A 15,873-nucleotide genomic window follows, 5' to 3' on the forward strand; every position below is an offset into this window, starting at 1 on the left:
GCCATATTGGCGGGGGCTGAACCAATGGTTTAACGTTCCTTCTTTGAAGGAACGTTTTTTTATTATAGCGATGTTTTGAAGGCGTTCGCTGAAGCGAACGCAAGTACTTAATGGATTATTCATCTTCGCCTATTCCGAAGGAGGCTTTCTCTTATGAACAAGAAAAGTGTTCGCGACGTCGAAGTCGCAGGTAAACGCGTATTCGTACGCGTCGATTTCAACGTACCGCTCGAAAATGGCAAAATCACGGACGACACGCGTATCCGTGAAACGCTCCCTACGATCAAGTTCCTGATCGAAGGCGGCGCGAAAGTAATTCTCGCTTCCCACATGGGCCGTCCAAATGGTCAAGTGGTTGAAGAGCTGCGCCTGACGCCAGCTGCTGAGCGTCTGTCCGAGCTGCTTGGTAAGCCGGTTGTAAAAGCAAACGAGGTTGTTGGCGATGCGGTTAAAGCACAAGTAGCTGCACTGCAAGCTGGCGACGTGCTCCTGCTCGAGAACGTTCGTTTTGAAGCAGGCGAAGAGAAAAACGATCCAGAACTCGCGAAGCAATTCGCTGAGCTGGCTGATCTGTTCGTAAACGATGCATTTGGTGCTGCTCACCGTGCGCACGCTTCGACGGAAGGCATCGCTCACGTGCTTCCAGCTGTATCGGGTCTGCTCGTAGAGAAAGAACTCGACGTTCTCGGCAAAGCGCTGAACAACCCAGAGCGTCCTTTCACGGCAATCGTTGGCGGTTCGAAAGTTAAGGACAAAATCGACGTTATCAACAAAATGATCGAAATCGCAGACAACATCCTCATCGGTGGCGGTCTGTCGTATACATTCCTTAAAGCACAAGGCAATGAAGTTGGTAAATCGCTGCTCGACAACAGCAAGCTCGACCTGACGCTTGAGTTCATCGAGAAAGCGAAGAAGCTTGGCAAGAACCTGTACCTGCCAGTTGATATCGTTGTAACGGATGACTTCAGCGCAGACGCTAACACGCAAATCGTTGGCGTAGACGGCATCCCAGCTGACTGGGAAGGCATCGACATCGGTCCTAAGACGCGTGAAATCTACGCAGACGTTATCAAAAACTCGAAGCTCGTTGTATGGAACGGACCTATGGGCGTATTCGAAATCGAGCCATTCTCCCATGGTACGCGTGCAGTAGCACAAGCTTGCGCGGAGACGGCTGGTTACACGGTTATCGGCGGCGGCGACTCTGCTGCAGCAGCTGAGAAGTTCCACCTGGCTGACCGTATGGATCACATCTCGACAGGCGGCGGCGCTTCCCTCGAGTTCATGGAAGGTAAGGCCCTTCCAGGCGTAGTAGCCCTCAACGACAAGTAAGACCGTTGATCACGAAGTAACGCTTTGAAGCATAATCGGCATCGAATCTTGCATTAGCTCTCGAGCTCCGTTGCTCATGTAGGGTTAGCCTACATTCCGCTACTCGCTCTTCGATCTAACGCAACCTTCTCGGTGCTGAACGGTCTTACAGGCTGTTGATCACGAAGTAACGCTTTGAAGCATATTCGGCATCGAACTTTGCTCTGGTCTAGAATGCTAGTTTATGCTTGCGATGAAGGTTTCCGCCGGAAACCTTGCAGCTCATGCAGGTCCGACTGCATGTCGCTGCTATCCGCTTTTACGTCATTAGAAGCGGCTTCGTAAGCTGTAACGCTCGTTCTTCGGTCTGAAGCAATCTCGGTGCTGAATAGCTTACGGATTAATAATAAATAAATGCACTTGAAGGGAGATTTCTCTGACATGAGCAGAAAACCGATCATTGCAGGCAACTGGAAAATGTTCAAGACGATTGGCGAAGCACAATCGTTCTTCTCCGAAGTGAAAGGCAAAGCGGAGGTTGACGGTGTAGAGAGCGTCATTTGCGCACCATTCACAGCACTTCCGGCTCTCGTAGAAGCTGCGAAAGGCACGAGCATCGCAATCGGCGCGCAAAATCTTCACTTCGAAGACAACGGCGCATTCACAGGCGAAATCAGCGGCGTAATGCTGGCTGACCTCGGCGTGAAGTATGTTATCATCGGCCACTCCGAGCGTCGTGCATACTTCGCTGAGTCCGACGAGATCGTTAACAAAAAAACGCACGCAGCATTCAAGCACGGCTTGACGCCAATCGTTTGCGTAGGCGAGAAGCTCGAAGAGCGCGAAGCCGACCAAACGAAAGAAGTGTGCAAAGTACAAACAGAAGCTGCATTCCAAGGTTTGTCGGCTGAGCAAGCAGCACAAGTCGTTATCGCATATGAGCCAATCTGGGCAATCGGAACGGGCAAATCGTCGACATCGGCTGACGCTGAAGACGTTATCGCTTATATCCGCGGCATCGTAGCCGGCCTGTACGGCGAAGCAACGGCTAACGCAGTTCGCATCCAATACGGCGGCAGCGTGAAGCCAAACAACGTTGCGGAATACCTTGGTCAAGCGAACATCGACGGCGCACTGGTAGGCGGCGCAAGCCTCGAGCCAGCATCCTACATCGCGCTGGTTGAAGGAGCGAAGTAAGATGACTGCACCTAAACCGGTAGCACTGATCATCCTCGACGGCTTCGGACTTCGTAACGACGTTGTTGGTAACGCAGTAGCACAAGCAAACAAACCGAACTACGACCGCTACTGGTCGACGTATCCGCACACGACGCTGACGGCATGCGGCGAAGCAGTAGGATTGCCGGAAGGTCAAATGGGCAACTCTGAAGTTGGCCACTTGAACATCGGCGCAGGCCGTATCGTTTATCAGGATCTGACTCGCATTAGCAAGTCGATCCGCGACCGTGAGTTCTTCGACAACGAGACGCTCGTAACAGCGGTTCGTCAGGCGAAAAACAGCGGCAAGAAGCTCCACCTGTACGGTCTGCTGTCCGACGGCGGCGTACACAGCCACATCGCGCACCTGTTCGCCCTGCTTGAGCTGGCGAAGAAGGAAGAAATGAACGATGTGTACATCCATGCATTCCTCGATGGACGCGACGTATCGCCAGACAGCGCAGTTGGTTATCTGGAACAACTCCAAGCGAAGATCGCAGAAGTTGGCGTAGGCCGGATCGCGACTGTACAAGGCCGCTACTACGCAATGGACCGCGATAAGCGTTGGGAGCGTACGGAGAAATCGTACCGCGCAATGGTATACGGCGAAGGTCCTCAATATACGGACGCGCTGCAAGCAGTGAAGGAATCGTACGAGAAGTCGGTAATGGACGAGTTCGTTATGCCGACGGTTATCGTTGAAGACGGCAAGCCAGTGGGACTCGTTGAATCGGAAGATTCGGTCGTGTTCTTCAACTTCCGTCCTGACCGTGCGATCCAGCTGTCGCAAGTGTTCACGAACGAAGATTTCCGCGGCTTCGACCGTGGCGAGCAGCACCCGCGCAATCTGCACTTCGTGTGCCTGACGCTGTTCAGCGAGACGGTTGGCGGTTATGTGGCATACTCGCCGAAGAACCTCGACAATACGCTGGGCGAAGTGCTCGTTCAGAACGGCAAGAAGCAGCTGCGTATTGCTGAGACGGAGAAGTACCCGCACGTAACGTTCTTCTTCAGCGGCGGACGCGATGTTGAGCTGGAAGGCGAAACGCGTATCCTGATCAACTCGCCGAAGGTTGCAACGTATGACCTGCAGCCTGAGATGAGCGCTTATGAAGTTGCTGCTGCAGCGGTCGCTGAGATCGAAGCGGATAAACACGATGCGATCATCCTCAACTTCGCGAACCCTGACATGGTCGGCCACTCCGGTATGCTGGAGCCTACGATCAAGGCAGTAGAAGCGACAGACGAGTGCTTGGGCAAAGTCGTTGAAGCGGTTCTGGCCAAAGGCGGCGTAGCCCTCATCACGGCTGACCACGGCAACGCGGATATGGTTATCGACGAGAACGGTCGTCCGTTCACGGCGCATACGACGAATCCGGTTCCGTTCATCGTGACGAAACAAGGCGCTGAGCTGCGCGAAGGCGGCATTCTTGCCGACATCGCACCGACGATTCTGAAGTTCCTTGAGCTGAAACAACCAACTGAGATGACAGGCGAATCGATCGTTAAGTAAGACCATACATGTCCGGAATTGCGCATGGATCAGCAACGGGTGGAGAGACTCGTTCAGATAGATTGCTGGCCAGCGAAGGGCGTTGTATTTTAACACGAAAATAATGTCGGACTGCGCGTCTAGGACGTGCATTCCGAGCGATTTTCGTATACCATAGGAATGTTGGTTTCGAAATGCTTGGCAACCATTACAACTTAATGAATAAGAAGGAGTGTTACATCCATGTCTATCATTGCTGACGTATATGCACGCGAAGTCCTCGACTCCCGCGGTAACCCAACTGTTGAAGTTGAAGTAACTCTTGAATCCGGCGGTAAAGGCCGCGCAATCGTACCATCCGGCGCATCGACGGGCGCGTACGAAGCGGTAGAACTTCGCGACGGCGACAAAAGCCGTTACCTGGGCAAAGGCGTAATCAAAGCAGTTGACAACGTTAACTCCATCATCGCGCCTGAAATCATCGGTCTGGACGCTCTTGATCAAGTAGCAATCGACCGCAAAATGATCGAGCTCGACGGCACGGACAACAAAGGCAAGCTGGGCGCTAACGCGATCCTCGCTGTATCGATGGCTGTAGCTCGCGCTGCTGCTGACGCTCTGGACGTATCGCTGTACACGTACCTCGGCGGCTTCAACGCGAAGGTACTTCCTGTTCCAATGATGAACATCGTTAACGGCGGCGCTCACGCTGACAACAACGTTGACGTACAAGAGTTCATGGTTCTGCCGGTTGGCGCTCCAACGTTCAAAGAAGCTCTGCGCGTAGGCGCTGAAATCTTCCACAACCTGAAGGCAGTTCTGCATGACAAAGGCCTGAACACGGCAGTAGGCGACGAAGGCGGCTTCGCACCTAACTTCGGTACGAACGAAGAAGCAATCACGACGATCATCTCCGCTATCGAGCGCGCAGGCTACAAGCCAGGCGTTGACGTATTCCTCGGTATGGACGTTGCATCGACTGAATTCTACAAAGACGGCAAATACCACCTCGAAGGCGAAGGCAAGTCCTACACGTCCGCTGAGTTCGTGGACCTGCTCGCTTCGTGGGCTGACAAATACCCAATCATCACGATCGAAGACGGCTGCTCCGAAGACGACTGGGAAGGTTGGAAGCTCCTCACTGACCGTCTCGGCGGCAAAGTACAGCTCGTTGGTGACGACCTGTTCGTAACGAACACGGTTCGCCTCAAAGACGGTATCGATCAAGGCGTAGGCAACTCGATCCTCGTTAAAGTTAACCAAATCGGCTCGCTGACGGAAACGTTCGACGCGATCGAAATGGCTAAACGCGCTGGCTACACGGCTGTTATCTCCCACCGTTCCGGTGAGTCCGAAGACAGCACGATCGCTGACATCGCAGTTGCAACGAACGCTGGCCAAATCAAAACGGGTGCTCCTTCCCGTACGGACCGCGTAGCGAAGTACAACCAATTGCTCCGCATTGAGGACCAACTGGGTGCTACGGCTCAATACGCAGGCGCAAGCGCGTTCTACAACCTGAAAAACTTCAACAAATAATAATAACCGCTCGTCATAGCGGTTATCCAAGCTCACCCCTAGCGTCCGAGGCTAGGGGTGAGTTTTTTTCGTAGTTGAACGGAACAATATCATTGATTTGTATATATGAATGACAAAAATACAAATAATCCGTGCACAAACCGACATAGCAACTGCGATGGACAACCCTTATCATCAAGGTAGAAGCATAGATTGTCCAATCCAATCAGGGTGGTGCTTATTATTATGGGAAAACCGCTTGTCGGCATTCAATTGTATACACTTCGCGATCTAACAGAAACAGATCTTCTTGGCACAATTCGCAAAGTAGCTGAACTGGGCTATGAGGCAGTCGAATTCGCAGGCTTCTTCGGCCATTCGGCAGCAGAGGTTCGCAAGGTATTAGAAGAGACTGGCTTGAAAGCGCCTTCGGCACACATTTCGCTGCAATGGTCCGAACCAGAAGACAAGATGTGGGCAGCATACGAAGAAGTGCTCGTGTATGCGAAAGAAATCGGCCTGACTTACATTGTTGTACCTTGGGCGCCAATGCCGGAAGTGCCAACGATCGAAGACGTGAATAAGTTGACGGCTGTACTCAAACGTGCATCCGACTTGGCTCGTGAAGCTGGCTTCATTTTTGGTTATCACAATCATGACTTCGAACTGAAGCAAGTAGAAGGCGTAACGATCATGGATCACTTGTTGCAAAATCTCTCGGCAGAAGAATTGATCGCAGAGTTCGACCTTGGCTGGGTGCATATGGGCGGCGCCGTTCCGGTTGACTATATCAACCGTTATGCGGGCCGAGTGCCGCTGGCTCACTTCAAGGACTTCGGCGATGGCACGAAGGATACGGAAATCGGTCGCGGCGTTGTAGACTTCGAGCCGGTATTGGCAGTAGCGGAGCAAGCGGGTATCGAATACTTCATCGTTGAGCAAGAGCAGTTCCAAGTTTCGTCGCTGGAGAGCGCGAAGATCTGCTTGGAATTCTTCAGACAACGCGGATATTAATCGTTATAATAAATAGCAATGATAAGGGACGGTACGCGATTGTGCGGCCGTCCTCTTGCTGTAGAGAGCGGGGAGAATACGACATGCGTATTGGCGCGATAGAAGCAGGCGGCACGAAGTTTGTATGCGGCATCGGCGATGAGACAGGAGCGATCCACGAGCGGACAAGCTTTCCGACGGAGCAGCCTGAAGTGACGATGGAGCGGGTTGCCGCGTTTTTCGAAGGGAGAGGCGTTGAAGCGATCGGCATTGGCTCATTCGGTCCAATCGGGTTGAATTCAACAAAAGCAGACTACGGGCATGTGACAACGACGCCGAAGCCGGGTTGGTCAGGATTTGATTTTCTCGGTACGCTCAAGCAGCGCTTCGATGTGCCATATGGCTGGGATACAGATGTTAACGCGGCAGCCTATGGGGAGTCGGTGTGGGGAGCGGCGCAAGGGCTGAATAGCTGCGTTTATTATACGATTGGTACAGGCATCGGGATCGGCGTCTACGCGGAAGGTCGTCTCGTGCATGGACTTGTGCATCCGGAGGGCGGTCATATACTGACGCGTCGGCATGCAGAGGATACATTCGCTGGCTGCTGTCCTTATCACGGCGACTGCTTGGAAGGGATGGCGGCAGGCCCTGCGATCGAGAAGCGCTGGGGTATTAAAGGCAGCGAGCTAACGGTCGACCATCCGGCATGGGCGATGGAAGCTTTCTATATTGCGCAGTCGGTATCGAATACGGTACTGATGATGTCTCCTCAGAAGGTCATTCTCGGCGGCGGCGTCATGCATCAACAGCAGCTGTTCCCGCTCATTCGATCGGAGGTGAAGCGTCTGCTGAACGGGTACGTAAGTGCCTCCCAGCTGACAGAAGACATCAACAACTACATCGTCCCAACAGGCCTCGGCGACAACGCAGGCTTGTGCGGCGCACTAGCTCTCGGCCTAGCCGCAGCAGAGCAATCACGTTCATAGGTTGTGCAAAAAGGGCTGTTCGCGCAGTCGAGGTCACCGTAGACTTCGATCAGCACGAACAGTCCTTCGTTGTTGTTGCTCTTTGGAACACACTACTGGGCTCGAACAAAAGCTGTGCCCCACAAGGGCACGCGACTCACAGCACGCAGTATCTTACTCACGTCGTTGTCCCGCCACCATCACCTTCCGGGGTCCAGGGGACGGGAGTCCCATGGGGCCCTCCCTTGCAGGGAGGGTTTGGGTGGGTAGAGAAAGCTCGAACAAGAGTTGTGCCCCAAGGGGCACGCGACTCCAAGCACGCAGCAACTCATAAGCGTCGTTGTCCCGCCACCATCACCTTCCGGGGTCCAGGGGACGGGAGTCCCATGGGGCCCTCCCTTGCAGGGAGGGTTTGGGTGGGTAGAAAGCTCGAACAAGAGTTGTGCCCCACAGGGCACGCGACTCACAGCACGTAGCAACTCACTCACGTCGTTGTCCCGCCACCATCACCTTCCGGGGTCCAGGGGACGGGAGTCCCATGGGGCCCTCCCTTGCAGGGAGGGTTTGGGTGGGTAGAAAGTTCGAACAAGAGTTGTGCCCCAAGGGGCACGCGACTCCAAGCACGCAGCAACTCATAAGCGTCGTTGTCCCGCCAACATCACCTTCCGGGGTCCAGGGGACGGAATCCCATGGGGCCCTCCCTAGCAGGGAGGGTTTGGGTGGGTAGAGAAAAGCTGACGTCCAAGGGGCGGAGCTCCTTGAGCCTTTGAAAAAAGATAGGATATGTAGAAGAAAGGGATTCCAGGGGCGAAGCCCTTGGAACTCCCAGAAGAGAAGACTTGTAGAATAAAGGGGTCCCAGGGGCCGCGCCCCTGGAATCCTCCATTGAGGGAGGACTTAGATGGGTTTCCTCCGGAAATACATATGCCCCACTACAAAGAAAAGTATAAAACTCACACTTATGACCGTATACAGCGTCGTCATCGACAGATGGAAGGCATCGGGCCCATCATCAAGCTGCTGGGACAGCATAACGAGCACTGGCTGATCCCATGGATAGTACGGAGCGAACCGCTCTGAGTTCGCGATAATAATGTTCGGCAACGTGAAGATCGCATTAATCGCGAGCGGCGCTGCGAAGCTGGCCCACGCGACGGATACGCCCATCTGCAGGGCGGCCAGCGGCATGCAAGCGATCCAGCTGCCGATTAGGCTGAACAGCAGACTAGACCACTGTATCGGGTCCGTGTAGCCCTTGACCATACCGACAAGAAGCAGAGCAGCGAGGAAGACGGCCTGCGTTGCAAGCAGGAGCAGCATAACGGAAACAAATTTGCAGATGTACACAGCACCTCGGCTGACCGGCAGCGCCAGAAGCTGCTTCCAGCCCCCGCCTGCATGCTCGAGCCGACATACCGATGCGGCGAATACGCCAGTGAGCAGCGGCATCAGCAGAAGGGCATGCATAACGCCCATCATGTGCAGCAACTGATCCCACTGATTGCCGCTGCTCATGTCGTCGCTCTCTAGCAGACCAATCAGCGAACATAAAGCAGGACTAACGAATATCAGCCACAGAATCGGCGACTTGCGCCATTTGATCCATTCGGAACGTAAGACAGCCCACATGTTACTTCACGTCCTTTCTTACGAAATGGACGCTTCCAGCGATGTAAATCACCAGTCCGACAGCCAGGCCGAGCGCGGCAGGGATGAGCGGTTCATTCCATTGATTATCGAGCATCGGCCACTTGTACGGCACGAAATCTCCCAGCGCCATGCCAAACATCGATACGACCGTTCCGAGTACGCCAACTGTGAGTGGGATCGCTTGATTCGCCAGCGAGACGGACAGCCATAGTTGTATGGCGCCGATTGGCAGCGCAGCGAGCAGTGGCAGATAGCAGATGCGAAGCAGTTCATCATAGGGGATATCGGTTCCAATAGACAGGCATAGCCCGAGTGCAATGGTACCGACTGCGAGCATCGAACAAGCGGCAAACATTAGCCCAATCAGAAGCACGAACTTAGCGGCATATGCGGATAGGCGGGACAGAGGCAGTGCAAGCGTCTGCTTCCATGCGTTCGTCGCATGCTCGACGCCGGCGATCATTGAAGCGATGATTGCCATACCGATGATAAGCGAAGGCACTGCGAGAAAATGAGTCTCGCTCAGCAAATGACCCCACGGGTCATCGGCATTCAGCTTCATCAAATAGTCATACCGAAGCGCGTAGTTGGCGGCCTGCAGCAGGACGACGCCGAAGCCGCCGGCTGCGATAAGGGGCCAGACCGCTTTGCGGCGGATTTTGAGCCGTTCGACGGCTAGCAGCTGGAGCAGCATCATAAGCTTTCCTCTCCGTCGGTCAGCTTCAGGAACAAATCCTCAAGCGATTGTCTTACTTCCTCAACGCGATATATTTCGATGCCGCTTTCCACAAGCGTTCGAACATAGTAGGCTGCAATCTCATCGTCCACGGAGTCAACCAGAATGCGATTGGCATTCTCGTCGTAGGCTGCTCCCGTTCGCGAAGACTCCGCCGCTGCAGCCGACTCCGCTTGAACACCAATGGCTGAGAGCACCTTAGTCGCTTGCGGAACGGCGCCAACGCGAAGCGACAGGCGGCCCTTCGAGCGGCCTCTCAGTGCTCCGATCGATTCTTGTGCGATGAGTCTGCCTTGTGCGATAATGCCGACCTGAGTCGCCATCTGTTCAATCTCCGAGAGCAGGTGACTAGATACGACGATCGTAATGCCATGCTGCTGCGGCATGCTCTTGATCAGCTCGCGCATCTCGAGAATACCGGATGGATCTAGGCCGTTCGTTGGCTCATCCAGAATGAGCAACTCCGGGTTTCCCAGTAGTGCAGTCGCAATGCCAAGCCGCTGCTTCATGCCAAGCGAGTAGCCTTTGACAGGGCGCTTCGCATCCTTCGTCAGCCTTACGATCGTCAGCACTTCATCGATGCGACTGGAAGGGACGCCGAGGATACGGCGGACAGCCTCCAAGTTCTCGCGTCCAGTCAGATGGCCGTAGTAGGATGGATATTCGACGAGCGAGCCGACGCGGCGAAGCGCCTCGATGCGATTGCTCTTCAGCTCGCGACCGAACAGCTTAACCGAGCCGCGCGTTGGACGGATTAAGCCGAGCAACATGCGGATCGTGGTTGTTTTGCCGGCGCCGTTCGGACCGAGGAAGCCATATATTTCGCCGCGGCCCACACGCAAATTCAAATCTTGTACGAGCGCCTTGCGCCCAATGGCTTTGGTCAGACCGGAAGTTTCAATTACCCAATCGGTAGTAGTCGATTGTTTCATAGGATTCGATCACCTCGAAACCCATTGTAGCGAACGAAGGTTAAACAAACGGGAGGAAGAAGTTTAAATTTGGTTTAAACCTTGCAGCGTAATGCGGGTACCCGCTGTGGAGCTGTCGATTGTAAGTTGAAGCCCCATCTCCTTCGCCATCAGCTTGACGATGTTTAAGCCAATGCCCGAACCTGCTTCGTCCGATTCGCTGTCCATGCCGGGACCATGGTCCACGAAGGAGATATAGCCACTGCCCTCCCATTCATAAAGCCGGACGAGTGCATAACCCCCAGCGCTTGCATGCCGCAAAATATTCTGGAACAGATTATCCGCAATCCGTTCCATCCACTGCGGATCAATCTCCCATCGGAAGCTGTGATCAGGCGCATCCAGCTCCAGCTCGATGCCTTGTTGTTCGAAAGCGGCGTACCAGTTCGCACACAGCTGGCGCAGCAATCGATTCATATCGATCACCTCGGGACGATAAGGGTAACGGCCTGCGGAGAGCAATGTGTAGGAGAGCAGGTTGTCGATCAACCGACTGAGGTAGTCGACCTTCCGATCGATCACCTGCAGCGACTCGCGTCCGCGACTGCTAAGCTGTTCCTCGTTAAGCTGAAACGCATGGCCGCGAATGGCAGTAAGCGGCGTGCGCAAATCGTGAGACAGGTTGGCGATGAGCTGTCTGCGCAGATGCTCTTCCTCCGTCTCGCGCAGCCGGCCGTGCTCGAGCTGTCCGATCATCGTATTGAACGCGAACTCCAGCCGTCCGATCTCGTCCTGCTTGCCAACCGTTATACGTCCCGGAATGCCAGGGAAGGCGGCAGCGCTTGAAGTCATCGCCTTCTGCATGCGAAGCAGCCTGCGGGAGATCCGGTAGAAGAACAACCAGGAAGCGCCGATGAACAGGAGGAGAATGATCAGCAGCAGAGCAGGGAAGGCGAAGGACCAATATTTCGCGAAAGTTGTATTTTTGAAAGTTGGCGTAATGACCGTCCGAGGCACTTCCAGTATGATAAACCCTTCGGAGGGCTGATCGCCGATGAAGGCGACAATCGTGAACAGTTCGTCGCTGCCTGGTCGTTCCTTCATGAATTGCATGGCATCAGCAGCGGTCCAATGCTGCTGGATCTTCGCATCGCTAGGCAGCTGGAGCTGCGTGTCGCCTGCTGAATTGACCCAGTAGATGGTCGCTTTGTTATAACGCTTGTAGAGCTTCTCCAGCCTCTGCTGAATGACCTCGTCAGGCTTGCCTCCAAGCGATTTCACCTCGCTATGCCATTTGTTCTCGAGTTCAATTGCACCGCCATAGACCGCATACTCCTTCTCGTAAGGCGGATAGATGAGGAACAGAGCGGTCACAACAACAATAATGGCTAGAGGAATTAGAATGACGGCAACGGACATGAGGATGACATAACGGGAGACAAGCGAACGACGGGCGTCCGACAGCCAGTTCAACAGCCGATTCATTGCTTCACCCGAAAGCCGATGCCGCGGATCGTCTCGACAATGGCGGGCGAGCTTGGGTTGATCTCAATTTTCTCCCGAAGATAGCGGATATGGACATTAAGCGTCTTGTCGCCGTCCCAGCTGGGCTCGCCCCATACAGCCTCATAAATCTGCTCCTTCGTCAGGATCTGATTCGGATGGCGCAGCAGATACAGAAAGATCTGAAGCTGCTTGCCTGTCAGAATGATCTCTTCACCTGATCGCTGGTCGATAAACATCGGCTTCGAGAGATCGATATCGAGATGACCGAGCTTGATCTGCCCTTGATTGTCGGCCTTGCCGTTGCGCCGCAGCAGCACTTCGATTCGAGCCGCAAGCTCATCGGGGTGGAACGGCTTGGTCATATAGTCATCCGCAAATTGGAGTCCCTCCAGCTTATCGTCGATGGTGGAGCGGGCTGAGAGCATAAGGATCGGCTTGTCAGGCGCAATGCGTTTGAGCCGCTGGCCGACGGTGAACCCGTCCAATCCCGGCAGCATCACATCGAGAATAACAAGGTCTGCATCGGCCACTCGCTCAGTTGCGCCATCGCCTGAACGAAGCCAATCGACGGCAAAACCCCGGCCTGTTAAATGACTTTGAACGATAAGACCAATGTCTAAATCGTCCTCGATATATAGAATCCGCCTCATGGCGAATGCACCTCCTTGGCATCTTTCATTCCCATCATACGGGCACCGAGTCCAAATGAAAAGAGAGGCGGCAATAGTCGGTATTGTGTGGTTGTTGTGGTTGTGATACAATAAAATTACTGTTTTTAGGCTTGGCTTGAAACTGACGGACGTTTGTTCCGTACAAGGCTTTGACACTAGCGTATGCTTACGAAGTCAGCAATTTACTTACAGGTAGTAGTGTCAGGAAGTAAGCAAATTGCTGTTAGGAGGTGGGAAAGTGGACATTTTATTCAAAATCTTGCTTATCATCGCGGCACTTGGTTTGATCTCTGTCGTGCTTCTTCAGAAAGGTAAGAGTGCAGGTCTGTCCGGTGCCATCTCCGGCGGTGCGGAGCACTTGTTCGGCAAACAGAAAGCACGTGGTCTGGACCTGTTCTTGCAGCGTCTGACGATCGGCTTCGCAGCTGGATTCTTCATTCTGGCGCTTGTCGTATCTTACTTCGTTAAGAATTAAACGTGTTAACCACTTAACTCGTTAACGATTAGCTAGGTCAATAGCTAATGACATAAGCGCGAACAGCGCAGAGAAGAAGCAGAGCCATAGGCTCTGCTTCTTTTTTGTTTTATTTACATAGTCAAAACGCAAGTTATCGGACTCGTGTGTAAAAGACCGTTGGGTTGGCTATGACGGCCTCAGATACATGTTGAAGAAAGGGATGACCTCATCAGCAATGCGATGGTGTATCTCATCTAAGTCGCCAGTATGGTTCATAAGCGGAAGCACAGGAGACAGACGGTATAGGTCGGTGAAAGCAAGGTGATCAGCTCCTGGTATCACGACAGTACGGGAGCCAGGAGCCGACATGGCATTGGTTTCTCTTCTTGGGATCTCGATTGTCAGCTTATCATACTGCGCTCTCGTAAGTCTGGCGGCGCTCAGCTCGGAATCGCTTGGTACCTCATCGGTGGCGGCTCGTTTCGATTGAAGCAGCAGCAGTGGCTTACGAAGCGGCGCACTGCGGGCACCTGTGCCGAATATGGTTCCATCCATATTCACAGCCGCTTGAATCCGGTTGTCTGTATACAGCATCTCAACGGCATTTGCGCCGCCGAACGAGTGTCCGGCCATACCGATATGATTCAAGTCGAGATGACCAGCAAGAGGAAAGTTAGATTGCTCTCCCGCAGCATTCAGCTGTGTCAGACGATCAAGTACGAATGATGCGTCCTTGGCCCAGACGTCAGCGATCAATGAGTCATTGGCATCCCAATCGGCAGGCGAGGGAAAAGAGCCGCTGGACATCGTTACGACCGATCCATCCTGAAGCGCAGAGGCGATCGAATAGTAGGTATGATTGATCGAGACAACAATATACCCGCTGCTCGCGAGCGCCTCGAACAGGAATGTATTCGTAGCATACAAACCGGGAAGCCCATGTGAGAACAAGACGACGGGGTAACGGGATTGGCTTGCTGATACAGGCGCATCCGCATAACCATGTGACTGGATCTGTTTCAGGTGAGATAAGAGGAATGCGGGAAAATGGTACCGCTTCGCAAGCGCCGGGGCCATCGCGTCCCATTCAGGCAAATAAGGAGCACGCTGAAGTCCGGTAACGGACGGCAAGTCAGCCGGGTACCACACTTGAACAGTAAGCTCTCGATGGTCAGAAGGGTTATCTGTGACCGTCTCCATACGGGACTCATCCGACCAATGGTACATTGCTGTGCCGATAGCATACGAGCCTGGCGGCTGCTCCAGCGTGAACACGGGCAGCAGAATGGGCGGTGCGGCAGCGATGACTGCTAGGAGAACAGCGAGTGCGCTTGCGCCCAATTGTCGCATGAACGTTGATTTGCGATTGTTGTGTGAGTCTCCGGCGCTGTATTTGCGCTGCTTGCGAATGAGGTACAGACAGTAGAGTACTTCAGCGGCGCCTACGATAAATGCAGGCAGTATCGTCCATACGATAGGCTTCAGCAGCAGACGCAAGAGGATGAGGACGATCAATGTGACGGGAACAGCAGTCAGGATCCAGCGTGAATGGGATAAGCTCCTCCATGATAGGAGGGCCTGTGTGATGACGACGGAAATAATAACAGCCAGATCAATTCCGCTCAAGCTCAAGTCGGGAACACCTCATGTACATAATTTTTCAATATATTACCATGAAATGGCCGCTACAACAGGGGAACACAACCTTAAGAGATCGTAAAAAAATAGCCTGTGTATCTTATGCCGTAGGCGGATATCGATTATAATGGATTATCCAGCCATTTCTGGCTTGCGCGTATTGTAGGAGGTTAACAATGAAAGATAGATATTCGGTTGACGAGGTATGCGAGCGTTATGGCGTAACCGCGCGGACACTTCACTACTATGAAGAAATCGGACTATTAAACGGTGTGCCGAGAACAGAAGGCGGCCATCGGTATTATGATGAACGGATTATTGCACAGCTGGAGCAAATTATTCGGCTGAAGGAAGTGCTCGGCATCTCCCTGCAGGAAGTGAAGACGATCGTTGAACTGGAGGCTAAGCTGGAGCAAATCCGCGGCGCTTACCGCCAAGAGGACTCGGCCGAGGAGAAAACGAGAATTCTTGATCAAGGCGAGCAAGAGCTGCAGCGGTTCATCGATCAAATCGATGCAAGGCTGGATAAGCTTCAACAGCTGCGTCAAGGCTTTAACCAGCGGCTTGACCGCGTGAAGAAGCTGAAAGAATCCGGCGCAACGCAAGGAAGCTAACCAGAAGTATCGGCCTGACCTGCAATCATATATTCAAGCAATGATACGTTCCCTCATGCCACAACTTCTACGGAAAAGGTATGAGGGCTTTTTGGCGTCCAATAGGAAAAATTTATTTAACATAACATTACGTGAGGGTTAGATATCGTTTATAATAGGTGAGTTAATTATTTCCAAATAGAGAGCG

Annotated in this window: 14 protein-coding genes; 8 read left to right on the plus strand and 6 right to left on the minus strand. The window is 53.3% G+C overall.

All coding sequences use genetic code 11. The features are described from left to right. The first annotated feature begins 153 nt into the window (after nucleotides 1-153). The 6 genes from H8B09_RS28650 (at nucleotide 154) to H8B09_RS28680 (ending at nucleotide 7,524) form a co-directional block, all read left to right on the plus strand. The gene (locus H8B09_RS28650; RefSeq protein WP_191206996.1) at nucleotides 154-1,335 is read left to right on the plus strand and encodes a phosphoglycerate kinase; all 1,182 of its coding nucleotides are present in this window, start codon (nucleotides 154-156) and stop codon (nucleotides 1,333-1,335) included. Between the two features lie 420 nt (nucleotides 1,336-1,755). Continuing rightward, entirely contained in the window at nucleotides 1,756-2,511 is a 756-nt protein-coding gene (gene tpiA, locus H8B09_RS28660; protein ID WP_191206998.1) for a triose-phosphate isomerase, read from the plus strand. Between the two features lies 1 nt (nucleotide 2,512). Continuing rightward, complete coding sequence (gpmI, locus tag H8B09_RS28665; RefSeq protein WP_191206999.1) at nucleotides 2,513-4,045, plus strand: 2,3-bisphosphoglycerate-independent phosphoglycerate mutase; 1,533 nt, start codon at nucleotides 2,513-2,515, stop codon at nucleotides 4,043-4,045. Between the two features lie 222 nt (nucleotides 4,046-4,267). Continuing rightward, nucleotides 4,268-5,563 carry a phosphopyruvate hydratase gene (gene eno / locus H8B09_RS28670; RefSeq protein ID WP_191207000.1) on the plus strand — a complete coding sequence of 432 codons (1,296 nt, stop codon included), beginning with the start codon at nucleotides 4,268-4,270 and terminating at the stop codon, nucleotides 5,561-5,563. Between the two features lie 225 nt (nucleotides 5,564-5,788). Beyond that, on the plus strand, nucleotides 5,789-6,556 hold the full coding sequence (locus tag H8B09_RS28675; protein WP_191207001.1) for a sugar phosphate isomerase/epimerase family protein: 768 nt from the start codon (nucleotides 5,789-5,791) through the stop codon (nucleotides 6,554-6,556). Between the two features lie 83 nt (nucleotides 6,557-6,639). Next, nucleotides 6,640-7,524: an ROK family protein gene (locus H8B09_RS28680; RefSeq protein WP_191207002.1), complete on the plus strand. Its 885-nt coding sequence runs from the start codon at nucleotides 6,640-6,642 to the stop codon at nucleotides 7,522-7,524. 876 nt (nucleotides 7,525-8,400) lie between these two features. Here the strand turns inward: H8B09_RS28680 and H8B09_RS28685 are convergent. The 5 genes from H8B09_RS28685 to H8B09_RS28705 all read right to left on the minus strand — a co-directional run bounded on the left by H8B09_RS28685 (nucleotide 8,401) and on the right by H8B09_RS28705 (nucleotide 12,956). Beyond that, the gene (locus H8B09_RS28685) at nucleotides 8,401-9,132 is read right to left on the minus strand and encodes an ABC transporter permease (protein WP_191207003.1); all 732 of its coding nucleotides are present in this window, start codon (nucleotides 9,130-9,132) and stop codon (nucleotides 8,401-8,403) included. Between the two features lies 1 nt (nucleotide 9,133). Then, nucleotides 9,134-9,850 carry an ABC transporter permease gene (locus H8B09_RS28690; RefSeq protein WP_224754110.1) on the minus strand — a complete coding sequence of 239 codons (717 nt, stop codon included), beginning with the start codon at nucleotides 9,848-9,850 and terminating at the stop codon, nucleotides 9,134-9,136. After that, complete coding sequence (locus H8B09_RS28695) at nucleotides 9,847-10,821, minus strand: ABC transporter ATP-binding protein (protein WP_191207004.1); 975 nt, start codon at nucleotides 10,819-10,821, stop codon at nucleotides 9,847-9,849. The genes H8B09_RS28690 and H8B09_RS28695 overlap by 4 nt, the downstream gene beginning before the upstream one ends. A 63-nt stretch (nucleotides 10,822-10,884) precedes the next feature. Further along, the gene (locus tag H8B09_RS28700; RefSeq protein ID WP_191207005.1) at nucleotides 10,885-12,285 is read right to left on the minus strand and encodes a HAMP domain-containing sensor histidine kinase; all 1,401 of its coding nucleotides are present in this window, start codon (nucleotides 12,283-12,285) and stop codon (nucleotides 10,885-10,887) included. After that, entirely contained in the window at nucleotides 12,282-12,956 is a 675-nt protein-coding gene (locus tag H8B09_RS28705; protein WP_191207006.1) for a response regulator transcription factor, read from the minus strand. The genes H8B09_RS28700 and H8B09_RS28705 overlap by 4 nt, the downstream gene beginning before the upstream one ends. 259 nt (nucleotides 12,957-13,215) lie before the next feature. On the opposite strand from H8B09_RS28705, the gene secG reads away from it, so the two are divergent. Beyond that, a complete protein-coding gene (secG, locus tag H8B09_RS28710; protein ID WP_191207007.1) occupies nucleotides 13,216-13,452 on the plus strand; it encodes a preprotein translocase subunit SecG in 237 nt (78 codons plus the stop codon). 168 nt (nucleotides 13,453-13,620) lie between these two features. Here the strand turns inward: secG and H8B09_RS28715 are convergent, their stop codons facing one another. After that, nucleotides 13,621-15,066: an alpha/beta hydrolase family protein gene (locus tag H8B09_RS28715; RefSeq protein WP_191207008.1), complete on the minus strand. Its 1,446-nt coding sequence runs from the start codon at nucleotides 15,064-15,066 to the stop codon at nucleotides 13,621-13,623. A gap of 182 nt (nucleotides 15,067-15,248) precedes the next feature. Between H8B09_RS28715 and H8B09_RS28720 the strand changes: the two genes are divergently transcribed. Beyond that, nucleotides 15,249-15,686 (plus strand): MerR family transcriptional regulator, encoded by a 438-nt coding sequence (locus tag H8B09_RS28720; protein WP_191207009.1) that lies wholly within the window; start codon nucleotides 15,249-15,251, stop codon nucleotides 15,684-15,686. Nucleotides 15,687-15,873 lie beyond the last annotated feature (187 nt).

The sequence above is a fragment of the Paenibacillus terricola genome (genome assembly GCF_014779765.1).
Classification (GTDB): Bacteria; Bacillota; Bacilli; order Paenibacillales; family Paenibacillaceae; genus Paenibacillus_T; species Paenibacillus_T terricola.